Origin of the sequence: Ramlibacter monticola (assembly GCF_016722785.1) — a bacterium.
GTDB classification, from domain to species: Bacteria; Pseudomonadota; Gammaproteobacteria; order Burkholderiales; family Burkholderiaceae_C; genus Ramlibacter; species Ramlibacter monticola.
On record NZ_JAEQNE010000012.1, the window covers coordinates 73,948 to 90,055 of the forward strand.

General features: G+C 69.1%; 14 protein-coding genes and 1 pseudogene. 4 read left to right on the forward strand and 11 right to left on the reverse strand.

Going from position 1 to position 16,108, the window contains the following annotated elements:
• Positions 1-2: 2 nt before the first annotated feature.
• Genes JJ685_RS28760 through JJ685_RS28770 form a run of 3 tightly spaced genes read right to left on the reverse strand, consistent with a single transcriptional unit; the run spans position 3 to position 2,903 of the window.
• Entirely contained in the window at positions 3-1,343 is a 1,341-nt protein-coding gene (locus tag JJ685_RS28760) for an NAD(P)H-dependent oxidoreductase (protein ID WP_201677824.1), read from the reverse strand.
• Positions 1,343-2,224, reverse strand: a complete 882-nt coding sequence (locus tag JJ685_RS28765) for a phytanoyl-CoA dioxygenase family protein (protein ID WP_201677825.1) — start codon at positions 2,222-2,224, stop codon at positions 1,343-1,345. Before JJ685_RS28765 ends, JJ685_RS28760 begins: the two co-directional genes overlap by 1 nt.
• On the reverse strand, positions 2,199-2,903 hold the full coding sequence (locus tag JJ685_RS28770; protein WP_201677826.1) for a GntR family transcriptional regulator: 705 nt from the start codon (positions 2,901-2,903) through the stop codon (positions 2,199-2,201). The genes JJ685_RS28765 and JJ685_RS28770 overlap by 26 nt, the downstream gene beginning before the upstream one ends.
• Positions 2,904-3,017: 114 nt before the next feature.
• Between JJ685_RS28770 and JJ685_RS28775 the strand changes: the two genes are divergently transcribed.
• Complete coding sequence (locus JJ685_RS28775; protein WP_201677827.1) at positions 3,018-3,869, forward strand: alpha/beta hydrolase; 852 nt, start codon at positions 3,018-3,020, stop codon at positions 3,867-3,869.
• A gap of 175 nt (positions 3,870-4,044) precedes the next feature.
• Here JJ685_RS28775 and JJ685_RS28780 read toward each other — a convergent pair whose 3' ends face one another.
• Both JJ685_RS28780 and JJ685_RS28785 read right to left on the reverse strand, forming a co-directional pair.
• Positions 4,045-5,022, reverse strand: coding sequence for a GMP reductase (locus JJ685_RS28780; protein WP_201677828.1), 978 nt, complete (start codon positions 5,020-5,022; stop codon positions 4,045-4,047).
• Positions 5,023-5,150: 128 nt separating this feature from the next.
• Positions 5,151-5,804, reverse strand: coding sequence for a hypothetical protein (locus tag JJ685_RS28785; RefSeq protein ID WP_201677829.1), 654 nt, complete (start codon positions 5,802-5,804; stop codon positions 5,151-5,153).
• A gap of 58 nt (positions 5,805-5,862) precedes the next feature.
• Here JJ685_RS28785 and JJ685_RS28790 point away from each other — a divergent pair, with 58 nt between their 5' ends.
• Positions 5,863-8,235, forward strand: coding sequence for a UvrD-helicase domain-containing protein (locus tag JJ685_RS28790; RefSeq protein ID WP_201677830.1), 2,373 nt, complete (start codon positions 5,863-5,865; stop codon positions 8,233-8,235).
• A gap of 7 nt (positions 8,236-8,242) precedes the next feature.
• Here the strand turns inward: JJ685_RS28790 and JJ685_RS28795 are convergent, their stop codons facing one another.
• The 4 genes from JJ685_RS28795 to JJ685_RS28810 form a co-directional block, all read right to left on the reverse strand.
• Positions 8,243-8,992 (reverse strand): FecR domain-containing protein, encoded by a 750-nt coding sequence (locus JJ685_RS28795; protein ID WP_201677831.1) that lies wholly within the window; start codon positions 8,990-8,992, stop codon positions 8,243-8,245.
• Positions 8,989-9,774 (reverse strand): BPSS1780 family membrane protein, encoded by a 786-nt coding sequence (locus JJ685_RS28800; protein ID WP_201677832.1) that lies wholly within the window; start codon positions 9,772-9,774, stop codon positions 8,989-8,991. The genes JJ685_RS28795 and JJ685_RS28800 overlap by 4 nt, the downstream gene beginning before the upstream one ends.
• Before the next feature lie 117 nt (positions 9,775-9,891).
• Positions 9,892-10,863: a homoserine kinase gene (locus tag JJ685_RS28805; RefSeq protein WP_201677833.1), complete on the reverse strand. Its 972-nt coding sequence runs from the start codon at positions 10,861-10,863 to the stop codon at positions 9,892-9,894.
• A 90-nt stretch (positions 10,864-10,953) separates the two neighbouring features.
• Positions 10,954-11,262 carry a hypothetical protein gene (locus JJ685_RS28810; RefSeq protein WP_201677834.1) on the reverse strand — a complete coding sequence of 103 codons (309 nt, stop codon included), beginning with the start codon at positions 11,260-11,262 and terminating at the stop codon, positions 10,954-10,956.
• 64 nt (positions 11,263-11,326) lie between these two features.
• Between JJ685_RS28810 and polA the strand changes: the two genes are divergently transcribed.
• Complete coding sequence (gene polA / locus JJ685_RS28815; RefSeq protein ID WP_201677835.1) at positions 11,327-14,161, forward strand: DNA polymerase I; 2,835 nt, start codon at positions 11,327-11,329, stop codon at positions 14,159-14,161.
• Positions 14,162-14,315: 154 nt separating this feature from the next.
• Here polA and JJ685_RS28820 read toward each other — a convergent pair whose 3' ends face one another.
• Together JJ685_RS28820 and JJ685_RS28825 are read right to left on the reverse strand one after the other, a co-directional pair.
• Positions 14,316-14,906: a UbiX family flavin prenyltransferase gene (locus tag JJ685_RS28820; RefSeq protein WP_330901869.1), complete on the reverse strand. Its 591-nt coding sequence runs from the start codon at positions 14,904-14,906 to the stop codon at positions 14,316-14,318.
• Positions 14,903-15,106 (reverse strand): annotated as a pseudogene (locus tag JJ685_RS28825) (4-oxalocrotonate tautomerase); the annotation flags it as partial. The pseudogene JJ685_RS28825 and the gene JJ685_RS28820, both read right to left, overlap by 4 nt.
• A 79-nt stretch (positions 15,107-15,185) precedes the next feature.
• Here JJ685_RS28825 and JJ685_RS28830 point away from each other — a divergent pair.
• Positions 15,186-16,082: a dienelactone hydrolase family protein gene (locus tag JJ685_RS28830; RefSeq protein WP_201677837.1), complete on the forward strand. Its 897-nt coding sequence runs from the start codon at positions 15,186-15,188 to the stop codon at positions 16,080-16,082.
• Positions 16,083-16,108 lie beyond the last annotated feature (26 nt).

Here is a 16,108-nt window from a genome sequence, read left to right on the forward strand (position 1 = left end):
GCTCAGCGCGCGAACAGCGATTCCATCTCGCGCCGGACCTTGTACGCGTGCGTGCTCGTGTCCATCGCGACGTCGGCCCAGCTGAGGCTCTGGCCCTTCTTCACCGGCCGCACCAGCTTCACGTCGTGGGCGAGGCCCAGGGGCACGCCGCCCATGCGCACCGAAGCCTCGGCCGGCAGCAGCTTGCCCCACACGGTGTAGCCGCCTTCGCCATCCAGCATCTCGCCGGGCTGCAGGTCGCGCTTGGCGGTGGCCACCACGTCGGCGTTCCAGCCGGTCGGCACGCCCGTGCCTTCGCCGCGCAGGGCGACGCTCGCCACCGACACGCCCACTTCCAGGCCGATCAGGTGCCAGCGCTTGTAGAGAGTGAAGTAGCGCCCGCTCGGGTCGGTGTGCGCCTTGTATTCCTCGAAGCAGTTCCTGATGTACTCGGTTTCGGCTTCGACCGTGACCCACACGCCCATGCGGATCTCGTAGGGGATCGCGCGGCCGTCGGCCTCCAGCGAGGAGATCACTTCCACCATGCCCTTGCGTTCCAGCACGCCGCCTTCGGAACGCGGGCGCGTGACGAAGGGGATGTCCTCGATGCTGGCCGGCGGATAGAGCAGGCCGTTCGAAGGCACGCCCAGGCCGGTGGCGTTGGCCACGGCGGTGCTCTCGATCGAGGGCTTGGAGCCGTCGAGGAAGCTGTTGAACATCTTGGGGTTGAGGCCGCCGCGCCGCGCCTGTTCGGGCGTCAGGCCCCAGTTGTCCCATACCGTGTCGGGCGTCGACTCGCTGAAGTGCGGCAGCCACTTGTGGCCGCGGCCGGCGGCCACCACGGGGAAGCCGCAGGTGCGCGCCCAGTCCACCAGGTCGCAGATCAGCGCCGGCTGGTCGCCGAAGGCGAGCGAGTACACCACGCCGGCCTCGGCCGCCTTGCGCGCCAGCAGCGGCCCGCAGAAGGCGTCGGCCTCCACCGTGACGTTGACCACGTGCTTGCGCTGCGCGAAGGCCTCCAGGCAGTGGTCCACCGCGGCGATCGGATGGCCCGTGCATTCGACCACCACGTCGATGGCGGGATGGCGCACCAGCGCCTGCCAGTCCTCGCCGACGTGGGTGGCGCCGTTCCTCAGCGCCTCGTCGATGGACGCGGCCTGGGTGCGTTCCGCCTGCCAGCCCACGCGCGCGAGGTTGTTGCGGGCGTTGTGCGGCGACAGGTCGGCGATGGCCGCCAGGTGCACGCCGGGGGTGTTGGGCACCTGGGCGAGGTACATCGAGCCGAACTTGCCGGCGCCGATCAGGCCGACACGGATCGGCCGTCCTTCGGCGGCGCGTTGCTGGAGCTTGGCATGCAGGGACATCAGGCGGCCTTCTTCAGTTGATCCAGGGGGTCGTTGGAGGTGGCGAGCGCGCTGGCGGGCATGCCCTCCCGCCACGGCAGGTCCACCGGATAGGGCGCGAGCAGGCAATCGTCGGGCAGGCAGGCGATCGGCGCGAAATCGCGGTGCGCAATGTATTCGGGGCGCTTGAAGCGCCGGATGTGGTTGGACACGGCACACAGGCTCAGGTACACGCTCACGCGGTTCCACGGCGACAGGTTGCTGGTGGACGCGTGCACCAGGCAGCTGTGGAACAGGATCATCGAGCCGGCCGGGCCCTTGGGGCTGACGATGCCGCCGTCCTTGCCGCCGGCGCGCTCCACCAGGTTCGCGATCAGCGCGTTGTCGACCGTCCACAGCGGGTAGCTGGTGGTGGTGAGGTCGTGGCTCGCCTCGACGACGCCCTTCCTGTGGCTGCCGGGGATGAACATCAGCGGGCCGTTGAACTCGTTGACGTCGTCCAGGAAGATCGCGACGTTCATCGCCCGCTCGGTGGGCATCAGGTCGTCGTTGAGCCAGGTGCCGTAGTCCTGGTGCCACTGCCAGACGTCGCCCTCGAAGGCCATCTTGCCGTTGATCTTGAACTGGTGCATGTAGACCTCCTCGCCGAAGAGCTCCATCACCGGCTGCACCATGCGCGGGTGGCGCGCCAGCTTGGCGAAGGGTTCGCTGTACAGGTGCGCCGCGAAATTGGTGCGCACGGCGTCGCTGCCCTTCTCGCGCACGTTGTACGCCTCGCGGCGCGCGTACAGCGCGGGCACGGCGCTGGTCAGCACGCGGGTTTCCTCGGCGCTGAAGAGGCCGGGGAAGAACAGGTAGCCTTCGCGGTCGAAGCTTTCAAGTTGCGCTGGCGTCAGTCTCAAGGAGGTCTCCTGGGGTCGGGGGTGCCTGCAGCACGGTGGCCAGCGCCTCGCCGGCGTGGCGGCTGTGTTCCTCGATCAGGCGCGCGGCCTGGTCGCCGCGGCCGGCGGCGATCGCGCGGGCGATCGCCTCGTGTTCGTCCCAGACCTGCTCGCGCTGGCCGAGGTGCTGCAGCACGGCGCCCATCACCCGCTTCAGGTGGCGCCAGTGCAGCTGCGCGCTTTCCTCGATCAGCGGGTTGCCGGCGGCGCCGTAGAGGGCGGCATGGAAGGCGAGGTCCGCATCGATCATGGCGCCCACGTCGGTGCCGCGGCTCGCCTGCCGGCCGGTGGCCAGCAGGGCCGGGTCGAGGCGGAAGCGGCGCTGCGCCGCCAGCCGGGCGGCCAGGGCATCCAGCGCGCCGCGCACCTGGTAGAGGTTGCGGATCCACTGCGCGTCCAGGGGCGTGACTTGCAGGCCGCGGCCGGGGGCGTCCTGCAGGAAGCCGTCGCGCTTGAGCAGCCGCAGGGCCTGCAGCACCGGCTGGCGCGACACCGCGAGCCGCTGCGCGATGTCTTCCTGCGTGATTCGCTGGCCGGGCGCCAGCGAGCCGTTGCTGATGGCGTCGCCCAGCGAGCGGTAGACCCGCTCCACCAGGTCCGGCGTGGCCTCCAGCTGCACCAGATGGGCGGATGCGGTCATCGCGGGCAAGTCTGTATACGGAATACGGTTAGGTCAAGCTGACGTACCCGGGGGTTGCTGCAGCAGCGTGTGACAAGATGTTGCCAAAGGGGAAGGTGGGACGAGGAGTTGGCTATGCAGTGGGGTGATGGAGCCTGGTACGACCGCATGTACAACAACCGGGCGCTGGTACCGGGTCACGCCGAATACCTCGACCGTTGGGCGAGCGATTCGGAGCGGGCGCGCAGCGAGCTGGCCTGCGAACTGGACATCGCGTACGGGGAAGGTGCCGGTGAAACGCTCGACGTCTTCCCGGCGCAGCAGGGCGGCGGTCCGGTGCTGGTCTTCATCCACGGCGGCTACTGGCGCGCGCTGGACAAGAGCGACCATTCCTTCATCGCCACCGCGTTCGGCCGCCACAACGCCTGCGTGGTGGTGCCCAACTACACGCTCTGCCCCGCGGTGACGATCCCCCAGATCACGCTGCAGGTGGCGCGCGCGGTGGCCTGGACCTGGCACAACGCCAGGCGCTTCGGCGGCGATCCGCGGCGCATCGTGGTGGCCGGGCACTCGGCCGGCGGCCAGCTCGCCGCGATGCTGCTCACCTGCCTGTGGCCGCAGCTCGATCCGGCCCTGCCGCGCGAGACGGTCCGCAGCGCGCTCTCGATCTCGGGCCTGCACGACCTCGACCCGATGATGCGCACGCCCTTCCTGCAGCCCACGCTGCAGCTCACGCCGGAACAGGTGGAGCAGGCCAGCCCGGCGCGGCTGCCGGCACCGCGCGCGGGCACGCTCTATTCGGTGGTGGGCGGGGAGGAAAGCCCGGAGTTCCAGCGGCAGAACCGCCTGATCCAGGAAGCGTGGGGCACGCGCCGGGTGCCGGTGTGCGAAACGCTGCCGGGGCTGCACCACTTCAGCGTGCTGGACGCGCTGGTGGAGCCGAGCCATCGCCTGCAGCAGCTGGCGCTGGACCTGCTGCGGGCTTGATGGGGCTTCGAAAAACCTGACAGCCGAACGCAGAGGGCGCAAAGGTACGCAGAAGACGCAGAAGACGCAGAAGAAAACCCTTTGAAGTTTTCTTTGTGTCGTTTCTGCGTCCTCTGCGCTTTCTCTGCGCCCTCTGCGTTCGGCTGTTTGGTTTTGGTAGCCCGCAGGCACGCGCTTACATCAACAGGTGCTCGCCCGCGTTGTCGCCGCCGAGGATCACGTAGTTCACCTTCCGGATGTCCATCAGCTTCGTCCCTCCGGCATAGCTGATCGAGCTCTGCAGGTCTTCGTGCATCTCCCGCAGCGTCTCCGACAGCTTGCCCTTGACCGGCTCCAGGATGCGCTTGCCCTCGACGTGCTTGTACTCGCCCTTGTTGAAGTCCGAGGCGCTGCCGTAGTACTCCTTGAACAGGCGGCCGTCGACTTCCACCGTCTCGCCGGGCGACTCCTCGTGGCCGGCCAGCATGGAGCCGACCATCACCATCGTCGCGCCGAAGCGGATGCTCTTGGCGATGTCGCCGTGCTCGCGGATGCCGCCGTCGGCGATGATCGGCTTGGTCGCCACGCGGGCACACCACTTCAGCGCCGACAGCTGCCAGCCGCCCGTGCCGAAGCCCGTCTTCATGCGGGTGATGCACACCTTGCCCGGGCCGATGCCCACCTTGGTGGCGTCGGCGCCCCAGTTCTCCAGGTCGATCACCGCCTCGGGCGTGCCCACGTTGCCGGCGATCACGAAGGCGGCCGGCATCTTCTTCTTGATGTGGCCGATGATGTTCTGCACCGAGTCGGCGTGGCCGTGCGCGATGTCGATCGTGATGTATTCCGGCACCAGCCCTTCGGCCGCGAGGCGGTCGATGGTCTCGTAGTCGGGCGGCTTGACACCCACGGAGATGGAGGCGAAGGCGCCCGCTTCCTTCATGCGCCGGACGAACTTCACGTTGTCCAGGTCGAAGCGGTGCATCACGTAGAAGAAGCCGTTCTGGGCCAGCCAGAGGCAGACCTTCTCGTCCACCACGGTCTTCATGTTGGCCGGCACCACCGGCAGCTTGAAGCGCCGCCCGCCGAATTCCAGCGAGGGGTCGCACTCGGAGCGGCTTTCCACGCGGCACTTGCGCGGCAGCAGCAAAACTTTGTCGTAGTCGAAGATTTCCATTCCAGGCTCCGAAGGTCTGTTGTCGAACAGGTGGACGCTTGGACTGTGGGGACCGGTTCGCGGGCGCGCGCCAGCGAAGACCGGGCCACAAATGCTTGGGCCCGGTGATTGATTCTAGCCGCGAGCGCTTACTCGCGACATTCGGTTTGCGTGATAGCCCTCATACGCCCCCGGCCATCTTGTAGTACAGCAACCAGCCGCAGGCGTTCGGGCCGGCTGCGGGCCGGCACCTGCATCGAGCGGGTCTCCGCCAGCGCGCCGGGGCCGCGATCCTTGCCCTGCCAGTCCGGCCGGAAGACCTTGCGCACCACGAGCCGCGGGACCGGGCTGCCGTCCGCGCCGGCCGGCATCTTTTCCACCAGGAGCAGCCACGCGTGCCAGGGCTCGCTGCCGGCGGCCTCCAACTCGATCGAGGTGCCGACGTAGTCGTTGAAGGCATCCCCGTGAGCGATGCGCAGCGGCACCGGGGCACCCTCGCGCCGGCTGGTGACGACGGTGGCCCGGCTGGGCGCGCGTTGCCGCAGCCAGCCCAGTCGTTCCATGGCGTCGTCGCTGGCGGCGATGGCAGCGCCCCGGGCGCTGCGGCCCGGCACGACCCAGTCGAGGACGAGCGTGTCGGCCGTCGGCCGGGGCCCGGCACCGTCGCGCCAGCAGGCCAGGCAGTCGGCGCGGGTGAAGCGCTCGACCAGCGTGCCGACGGGCGGCACCTCGTCGCTGGTGCACAGCGCCTGCGCCGCCAGGGGCGGCAGCGCGAGCAGGAGGGTGGCGGCGAGGCGGAACACAGCGCATGAGATGCCGCCGGGGCGGCATCGGTTCCCGGGCGGCTTTCTACAATGTCCCATGTTCCCAGAAGTCGCCGCCGAATCGCCGCTGCTGCAGCACCTCAATCCCGAGCAGCATGCGGCCGTCACGCTCCCCAGCGAGCACGCGCTCATCCTCGCGGGCGCCGGTTCCGGCAAGACCCGCGTCCTGACCACCCGGATCGCCTGGCTGCTGGCCACCGGCCAGATCGGCCCCGGCAACGTCATGGCCGTCACCTTCACCAACAAGGCGGCCAAGGAAATGATGACGCGGCTGGCCGCCATGCTGCCCGTCAACGTGCGCGGCATGTGGATCGGCACCTTCCACGGCCTGTGCAACCGCTTCCTGCGCGCCCACTCCAAGCTGGCGGGCCTGCCGCCCGCGTTCCAGATCCTCGATACGCAGGACCAGCTCTCGGCCATCAAGCGCCTGATGAAGCAGCACAACGTGGACGATGAGCGCTTCCCGGCCAAGGAACTGCAGTGGTTCATCGCCGGCGCCAAGGAAGAGGGCCTGCGGCCCGCCATGGTCGAGACCCGGACGGAGGACGACCGCCGCAAGGTCGAGATCTTCCAGCTCTACGAGGAGCAGTGCCAGCGCGAGGGCGTGGTCGACTTCGCCGAGCTGATGCTGCGCAGCTACGAGCTGCTGCGCGACAACGATCCGATCCGCGAACACTACCGGCGGCGCTTCCACCACATCCTGATCGACGAGTTCCAGGACACCAACCGCCTGCAGTACGCCTGGATCAAGATGTTCGCGGGCCCGGGCAATTCCGTGTTCGCGGTCGGCGACGACGACCAGAGCATCTACGCCTTCCGCGGCGCGCGCGTGGGCAACATGGCCGACTTCGTGCGCGAGTTCCAGGTCGCCCACCAGATCAAGCTGGAACAGAACTACCGCAGCTTCAGCAACATCCTCGATTCGGCCAACGCCCTGATCGCGCACAACAAGTCGCGCCTGGGCAAGAACCTGCGCACCGACCAGGGGCCCGGCGAGCCGGTGCGCGTGTACGAGGCGCCGACCGACATGGCCGAGGCGCAGTGGCTGGTGGAGGAGGCGCGCCAGCTGGTGCGCGAGGACGTGCCGCGGCACGAGATCGCGATCCTCTACCGCAGCAACGCGCAGAGCCGCGTGATGGAAACCGCGCTGTTCAATGCCGCCGTGCCTTATCGCGTGTACGGGGGGCTGCGCTTCTTCGAGCGCGCCGAGATCAAGCATGCGCTGTCCTACCTGCGGCTGCTGGAGAACCCGAACGACGACACCAGCTTCCTGCGCGTGGTGAATTTCCCGGCGCGCGGCATCGGCGCGCGCACCGTCGAACAGCTGCAGGACGCCGCCCGCGCGGCCGGCAGCTCGCTGCACGACGCGGTGAAGTCCACCACCGGCAAGGCCGGCGCCAACCTCGCCGCCTTCGTCGCCAAGGTCGACGCGATGCGCGCCGAGACCGAGGGCCTGACGCTGCGCGAGATCATCGAGGTGATGCTGCAGCGAAGCGGCCTCGTCGAGCACTACCGCGCCGAGCGCGACGGCGCCGACCGCATCGAGAACCTGGAAGAACTGGTCAACGCGGCGGAGAGCTTCGTCACCCAGGAAGGCTTCGGCCGCGACGCGGTGGCCCTGCCGATCGACGAGCTCGGCGCCACGGTGCTGCGGCAGTCGCCGGCCAGCCAGGGGCTGGATCCGAGCCTGCCGGAAGTGAACGAGCCGGCGCCCGACTACGTGCCGCCCGATGCCGAGACGGGCGAGACGCTGTCGCCGCTGGCGGCCTTCCTCACGCATGCCGCGCTGGAGTCGGGCGACAACCAGGCGCAGGCGGGGCAGGACGCGGTGCAGCTGATGACCGTGCACGCCGCCAAGGGCCTGGAGTTCGACTGCGTGTTCGTGACCGGCCTGGAAGAGGGCCTGTTCCCGAGCGAGCGTTCGCTGGCCGACTACGAGGGGCTGGAGGAGGAGCGGCGGCTGATGTACGTCGCGATCACGCGGGCCCGCAAGCGCCTGTACCTCAGCCACTCGCAGACGCGCCTGCTGCACGGGCAGACGCGCTACAACGTGCGCAGCCGCTTCTTCGACGAGCTGCCCGCGCACGCGCTCAAGTGGCTGACGCCGAAGAACCAGAGCTTCGGCGGTTCCGCCTTCGGCTTCGGCATGGGCTATCCGACCTCGCGTGGGTCTTCGGCCGGTTACGGCCGTTCGAGCGAGACCTTCGCCAGCCCGCCGGTGCCGCCGCAGAAGGCCGAACCCGCGCACGGCCTGCGGGCCGGCATGAAGGTGTTCCACGCCAAGTTCGGCGAGGGCACGGTGCTGACGCTGGAAGGCAGCGGCCAGGACGCGCGGGCGCACATCAACTTCCCGCGCCACGGCCAGAAGTGGCTCGCGCTGGCGGTGGCGAAGCTGACGCCGGTGCCCTGACGGCGTTTCAGCGCACCGCCGGATGCACCTGCCCCGGCTGCGGGTCCAGGGAGCCGGAGCCATCCTTCGTTCCCCGCCGACCCGCCACCTGCCAGGGCGTGCGTTCTCCCAGCAGCCGCGCCAGGAACTCCATTTCCTCGTCGGTGTGGTTGATCGCGGGGGCCGGCGTCAGCAGGCGGCCGTTCACCGGCGCGGGCTCGGCCCAGAAGGACTGGTGGTAGTCGGCCTGGGAGACGAGGTGCTCCCGGCCCGCCGTCAGGTCGATCACGCCGTAGCAGTTGCAGAAATAGGTGCGCAGGTCCTCTCCCGGCCGCACTTCGGCGTACAGGCCGGTGCCGCGGATGCCGGCCGTCAGCGTGGGCGTCACGAGCTGGCGCGGCGTGCCCCTGCCCCACGCGGCCGCCACGGCGCCCGTCAGCAGGCGCAGCACGCTCACCGTGTGCAAGGTCCGGCCGCGCGCCACCGCCACCCGCGTGTTCTCGCGCAGCTGGATCGCGGCGTCGCCCACCACGAACACGAGGTGCGCGCCCGGCCCGGTCTCGATCCGGTCGCCGGTCTGGATGTACTGCGTCGGACGCAGCACCTGCCCATTGAGCAGCGCATCGCCGCGCATCTCCACGATGTTGCTGCGCTGCTGCGCCACCGCCGCGCCCCAGCCGCCCAGGGCGGCCCAGGCGGCCGCCCCCCGCAGGAAGCCGCGGCGCCGGAACCACGAGAGCTCGTCTTCGGTGCGGCCCTGCCGGGTGTGCTGGTTCATTGCGTGCTTTCTTCACCGGGGGTGGCTTGGGCGTCCGGGAGGTCGTCGGCCCGGAAGCTGTCGCGGAACGTGAAGTACATCGAGGTGGAGAACATCGCGACCAGCAGCAGCACCGTGGGCATCATCACGCTGCGGGCCACGGCCGCGCCGCCCATCGCCATGCCCAGCATGCTGAAGGCGGAGCCGACCAGGAAGAAGACCGCCAGCCAGGTCGCGCCGTAGGTCAGCATCGCGCCCAGGTTGCGGAAGCAGGCGACGGCGCTGAAGAACAGGCTTTTCACCGGCGCCACGCCGTGCCAGTGCACGAGGGCGGGCGAGTGCCAGAACAGGATCACCAGGGGCGTGTGCAGCAGCAGCGCCACCAGGGAGCGCGCGTCCAGCGGCGTGCCCTGGGCGTCCGCGGCGAGGGGAGGATTGGAATCGGCCACCAGCGCCGTGGCCAGCAGGGTGGCCAGCATCGATCCCACCGTGTAGATCGCGCCCAGCACCAGCATCGCGCGGGCGCGCTGGCGGCCGGCCCGGAAGGCGCTGATCAGGACGGAGGGCATCGGGAAGCGGCCGCCCGCCGCCTCCGCGGTGGCGGCCATGAGGCCCAGGGTGGCCGCCGGCACCAGCATCGCGCCCAGCAGGGAACCCACCAGCGGCAGTTGCGACAGCACCAGCACCCCGGCCATGTACATGAAGAACAGGCCGGTGAGCGCCAGCGGCTGCTTCAGGAAGGCCTGGATCCCGAGCTTCACCCAGACGAGGCCCGTGCGGGCGGGAACGATGTTGAGTTTCACGAAGGGCTACGCAGCAGGAGTCGTTATGGAGGTGATGAGGGGCCCGGCCCGCCCCGCGGCTCGGCGGGCGCCATGGCAAATTTAACGCAAGCCCCGGCGCGGCCGGGACCGCCTGCCTCAAAGGGAGGCCGAAGTGACCGGATGCGCGACCCGTTCGCGCAGCACCCGCTCGAAATGGGTGGGATCGTGCGGCTTGAGCAGGGAGGCCTCGCGCGGCAGGTGGAAGTCCCACAGGCGCGAGATCCAGAAGCGCAGCGCGCCCGCCCGCAGCATGGCCGGCAGCATCTGCCGCTCGGCGGCGGACAGCGGCCGCACGGACGCGTAGGCCTGGACGAAGGCGCGGGCGCGCTCGGCGTCGTGGCGGCCGGTCGGCAGGTCGACTGCCCAATCGTTGAGGCACACGGCGATGTCGAACAGCCAGGGGTCCACGCCGGCGAAATAGAAATCGAAGAAGCCCGTGAGCCGGCCGTCCTCGAACATGACGTTGTCGCGGAACAGGTCGGCGTGGACCGGCCCGCGCGGCAGGGCGGCGCAGGCCGAGCTCGCCGCCACGTGGTTCTGGTAGGCCAGCTCGCTGCGCAGCAGGGCGGCCTGGGGTTCTTCCAGGAAGGGCAGCACCACCGGCACGGTCTCGTTCCACCAGGGCAGGCCGCGCAGGTTAGGCTGGTGGCGGTTGTAGTCGCGCCCCGCCAGGTGCATGCGGGCCAGCATCGCGCCCACCTGGGCGCAGTGGTCCGGGCCCGGCGCCAGTTCGTGCTTGCCGGCCAGCTTGTTCACCAGCGCGGCGGGCTTGCCGCAGACCGTGAGCAGGATGTCGCCGCCGCGGTCCGCCTGCGGGTCGGGCACCGGGATGCCGTGCTGCGCCAGGTGCTTCATCAGGTGCAGGTAGAACGGCAGCTGTTCGGCGGTGAGGCGCTCGAACAGGGTCAGCACGTATTCGCGGGCGCCGAGCATGTCCTCCGCGGTCACGAAGTAGTTGGTGTTCTCGATGCCGCTCTGGATGCCGCGCAGCTCGCGCAGCTCGCCCAGCTTCAGTTCGCGCAGGAGGGCGCTGGCCTCGGCTTCCGAGACTTCGGTGAAGACTGCCAAATCAAGCCTCCGACGAGCCGCCTCTGGGAGGCTTGAGCCCCCTCGGGAGGCGGCGACTACACGTAGTGAGGAGCGTGGGGGCGCACATCTCTAGAAACCCAGGACGTTCCAGACGCGCTGCTTGCGCCCGGAGAAGCCCTCGCGGCTCTCCGACGGGCGGCTGCGGCCCATGTCGTCCGGCTGCAATTCGTACGCGGGCATGTTGGCCTTGGGCTGCACCGTGACGTTCTGCGTCTGGCCGCCGACGCGCAGCTCCTCGATGCTGTTGCCGGCATCCTCGATGTGGATGCGCTCGATCTTCTGGTTCCGGCGCGGGTCGACCTCGGTGTCGCGCTCGAGGGTCGCCTGGGCGAGCACGCCGGCGGGGAGGAGGACGAGGAGGAACAGGCTCGCGCGCATGCCGCATTGTAGGCCGGCGGGGGGTGGCGAAGCCCGATCCCCAGCGATGCACAATGCCTTCCCTATGAGCGAGACGGACGAAGTCCCCACCCCCGAACCCAAGGTGCTGCTGCTGGTCGACGGCTCCAGCTATCTCTATCGCGCCTTCCACGCGATGCCCGACCTGCGCGCCGTGCCCGGCGATCCCACGAGCCCGGCCACCGGCGCGATCCGCGGCATGATCAACATGATGCAGAAGCTGCGCAAGGACGTGCGGGCCGACTACGCGGCCTGCGTGTTCGACGCGCCCGGTGCCACCTTCCGCGACGAGATCTACCCCGAGTACAAGGCGACCCGCTCGCCGATGCCCGACGACCTGCGGGCGCAGATCCCGCCGATCCACGAGGTGGTGCAGCTGCTCGGGTGGAAGGTGCTGAACGTCCCCGGCGTGGAAGCCGACGACGTGATCGGCACGCTGGCCTGCCTGGCCACGCGCGCCGGCGTGCGGACCATCATCTCCAGCGGCGACAAGGACCTGTCGCAGCTGGTGAACGAGCACGTCGTCGTGATCGACACCATGAACGACAAGCGCCGCGACATCGCCGGCGTGGAGGCGGAGTTCGGCATCCCGCCGCGGCTGATGGTGGACTACCAGTCGCTGGTCGGCGACTCGGTCGACAACGTGCCGGGCGTCGACAAGGTCGGCCCCAAGACCGCCGTGAAGCTGCTGCAGGAATGGGGCTCCCTCGACAACCTGATCGCCAACGCGGACAAGGTCAAGGGCGCGGTGGGCGAGAACCTGCGGCGCGCGCTCGAGTGGCTGCCCAAGGGCCGCGCGCTGCTGACGATCCGCACCGACTGCGACCTGAAGGACCACATCCCCGGCATCCCGGACCTGCAGGACATCGTGATCGGCGGCCAGGAGGTCGAGAAGCTCAAGGAGTTCTACGAGCGCTACGGCTTCAAGGGCCTGGCGCGCCAGCTCGACGAACACGCGGTCTCGCCCGAACTGCTGGAGGAGCACAGGAAGGAGCAGCGCCAGAAGGAACGCGCCGCCCGCCTGCCCACCGGCGGCCTGTTCGAGGAGCCGGACCTCTCCGGGCTCTCGCAGGCGACCACGCTGCACTACGACACGATCTTCACCTGGGAGCAGTTCACGCCCTGGCTGGAGCGCATCGAGTCGGCGGCGCTGGTGGCGCTGGACACCGAGACCGATTCGCTCGACGAGATCAAGTCGGGCATCGTCGGGCTGTCCTTCAGCACCGAACCGGGTCTTGCCTGTTACATCCCGCTGGCGCACAACTACCAGGGCGCGCCCGACCAGTTGCCGCGCGACGAAGTGCTGCAGCGCCTGAAGCCCTGGCTGGAGAACCCGCAAAGGCACAAGCTCGGGCAGCACGTCAAGTTCGACCGCCACGCCTTCGCCAACCACGGCATCGAGGTGCAGGGCTACGTGCACGACACGATGCTGCAAAGCTACGTGCTGGAGGTGCACAAGCCGCACGGGCTCGCGAGCCTCGCCGAGCGCCACCTGGGCCGCTCCGGCATCGACTACGAGACCATCGCCGGCAAGGGCGCGCACCAGATCCCCTTCAACCAGGTGCCGGTGGACAAGGCGGCCGAATACTCCTGCGAGGACTCGGACCAGACGCTGGACGTGCACCTGGCCCTGTTCCCGAAGCTGGAGAAGGATTCGAAGCTGCGCTTCATCTACGACCTGGAGATCCAGTGCAGCGAGGTGCTGTACCGCGTCGAGCGCAACGGGGTGCTGATCGACGCCCGGGCGCTCGCGCAGCAGAGCACCGAACTGGGCCAGCGCATGATGCAGCTCGAACGCGAGGCGCACGAGCTCGCGGGGCAGCCCTTCAACCTCGGCAGCCCCAAGCAGATCGGCGAGATCCTGTTCACCAAGCAGGGCCTGCCCGTGGTGAAGAAGACCGCCAGCGGTGCGCCCAGCACCGACGAAGAGGTGCTGGAGAAGCTGGCCGAGGACTATCCGCTCCCCGCGCGCATCCTGGAGCACCGCAGCCTGTCGAAGCTGAAGGGCACCTATACCGACACGCTGCCGCAGATGGTGCATCCGCGCAGCGGCCGCGTGCACACGCACTACGCGCAGGCGGTGGCGGTGACGGGTCGGCTTTCGAGCAACGATCCCAACCTGCAGAACATCCCGATCCGCACGGCGGAGGGCCGGCGCATCCGCGAGGCCTTCATCGCCGCGCCGGGCTCGCGCATCGCGAGCGCCGACTACAGCCAGATCGAGCTGCGGATCATGGCGCACATCAGCGAGGACGAGGCGCTGCTGCGCGCCTTCCGCGAGTCCATGGACGTGCACCGGGCCACCGCCTCGGAGGTCTTCGGTGTCGCGCCGGACCAGGTCTCGAACGAGCAGCGCCGCTATGCGAAGGTGATCAACTTCGGCCTGATCTACGGCATGAGCGCCTTCGGGCTGGCGCGCAACCTGGGCATCGAGACGGCGGCGGCGAAGAACTACATCGACCGCTATTTCCAGCGCTATCCGGGCGTGAAGCAGTACATGGACGAGACGCGCCTGTCGGCCAAGAGCCGCGGCTACGTGGAGACCGTGTTCGGCCGGCGCCTCTACCTGCCGGAGATCAACTCACCGAACGGCCCGCGCCGCGGCAGCGCCGAGCGCCAGGCGATCAACGCGCCCATGCAGGGCACGGCGGCGGACCTGATCAAGATGTCGATGATCGAGGTGCAGAAGGTGCTGGAGCGCGAGCAGCGCCGCACGAAGATGATCATGCAGGTGCACGACGAACTGGTGTTCGAGGTGCCGGAGGACGAGGTCGAGTGGGCGCGGGGCGAGATCCCTCGGATCATGGCCGCCGTCGCGGAACTGCGCGTGCCGCTGCTGGCGGAGTTCGGTGTGGGCGCGAACTGGGAAGAGGCGCACTGAGGCAGTCGAAAACCTGACAGCCGAACGCAGAGGGCGCAGAGAATGCGCAGAGGACGCAGAAGGAACCCGAATTTCTTAAAAATTCATGTCTTCTTCTGCGTCCTCTGCGTAACCTTTGCGCCCTCTGCGTTCGGCTGTCAGGTTTTCGCTCGAATCACCGCGGATCCCACCGCCGCACCGACTCCGACTCCAGCCCGAACAGGTCCAGGACGCGCCCCAGCGTGTGGTCCACCATTTCCTCCAGGCTGGCCGGCTTGGCGTAGAAGGCCGGCACGGGCGGGTAGACGATGGCGCCGGCTTCCGTCGCGGCGGCCATGCTGCGCAGGTGGCCCAGGTGCAAGGGCGTTTCGCGCACCATCAGCACCAGCCGCCGGCGCTCCTTCAGCGCCACGTCGGCCGCGCGCGTGAGCAGCGAGCTCGTGACGCCGGTCGCGATCTCGGACAGCGTCTTGATGGAGCAGGGCGCCACCACCATCCCCAGCGTCTTGAACGACCCGCTGGCGATACGCGCGCCGATGTCCGCCTGCGCGTAGCTGAAGTCGGCCATCGCCTTCAGCGCATCGACCGTCACCTCGGACTCGTGCCCCAGCGTCACCTGGGCCGAGTTGCTCAGCACCAGGTGGCTTTCGACGTCCATCCGCCGCAGCATCTGCAGCAAGCGAATCCCATAGACGGAACCCGAGGCGCCGCTGACGCCGACGATCAGCCGGGGGCGCGCGCCTCCGGGCGGCCGTGCGGCGCTCACGAGCCCTGCTTCTTCTTCTCGGACCACAGCTCGCCGCCCGTGGCCCAGTCGGTGGGCTGGATGTCGTACAGCAGGATGTCCACCGATTCGGCCTTGCTGCCCAGCGTTTCCACGCAGGCCTGCGTGAGCGCCTTCACCAGGTTCTTCTTCTGCTCGGGCGTGCGGCCTTCGAACAGCTCGACTCGGATCGTCGGCATGGGGTTACTCCGTGAAGAAAACCCGGATTGTGCAGGGTCTGACTAGACTCCGCCTCCTTTCCACCCCCAAGGGAGAGTCTCCATGCTTCGCGATGATTTCCGGAAAGATTTCGATTCGCTGCGGCCGGGCGAATCCACCCTCGAAGGCGCCACCCGGCGCACCGCGCTGAAGGCGGCGCTGGGCGTCGGCTACGCGGCGGCCGCCGTGCCGTTGATGGCGCAGACGGCGATCCGCACGCCGGCCGACGGCCTCACCGTGGGCGAGGTCAGCTACGACGTGGGCGGCTTCAAGGTGCCCGCCTATCGCGCGGCGCCCGCCGGCAAGACCAACCTGCCCGTGATCCTGGTGGTGCAGGAGATCTTCGGCGTGCACGAATACATCGCCGACACCGCGCGCCGCTTCGCGCGCGCCGGCTACCTGGCGATCGCGCCGGACCTCTACAAGCGCCAGGGGGACCCGCGCCAGGTCACGGAGATCCCGAAGATCATGAGCGACATCGTCTCCAAGGTGCCCGACGCGCAGGTGATGGGCGACCTCGACGGGGCCCTGAAGTGGGCCGCTGCCAACGGCGGCGATGGCGGCCGCGCCGGCGTGACCGGCTTCTGCTGGGGCGGGCGCATCACCTGGCTGTATGCCGCGCACGCGCCGGTGAAGGCCGGCGTGGCCTGGTACGGCCGCCTGGTCGGCACGCCGTCGGAACTCACGCCGCGCAACCCGGTGGACCTCGCCGCCAGCCTCAAGGCGCCGGTGCTGGGTCTCTACGGCGAAGCCGACACGGGCATCCCCCTGGACACGGTTGATAAGATGAAGACTGCGCTGGCTGCCGGTTCCCCGGCCGCCAAGGCCTCGCAGATCGTCGTTTATCCGCAGGCGCCGCACGGCTTCCACGCCGACTACCGCCCCAGCTACCGGCAGGCGGCGGCCGACGACGGATGGAAGCGGGCGCTGGACTGGTTCAAGACGCACGGCGTGGCCTGAAGCCCCAACAACAACGACCTCGCCCG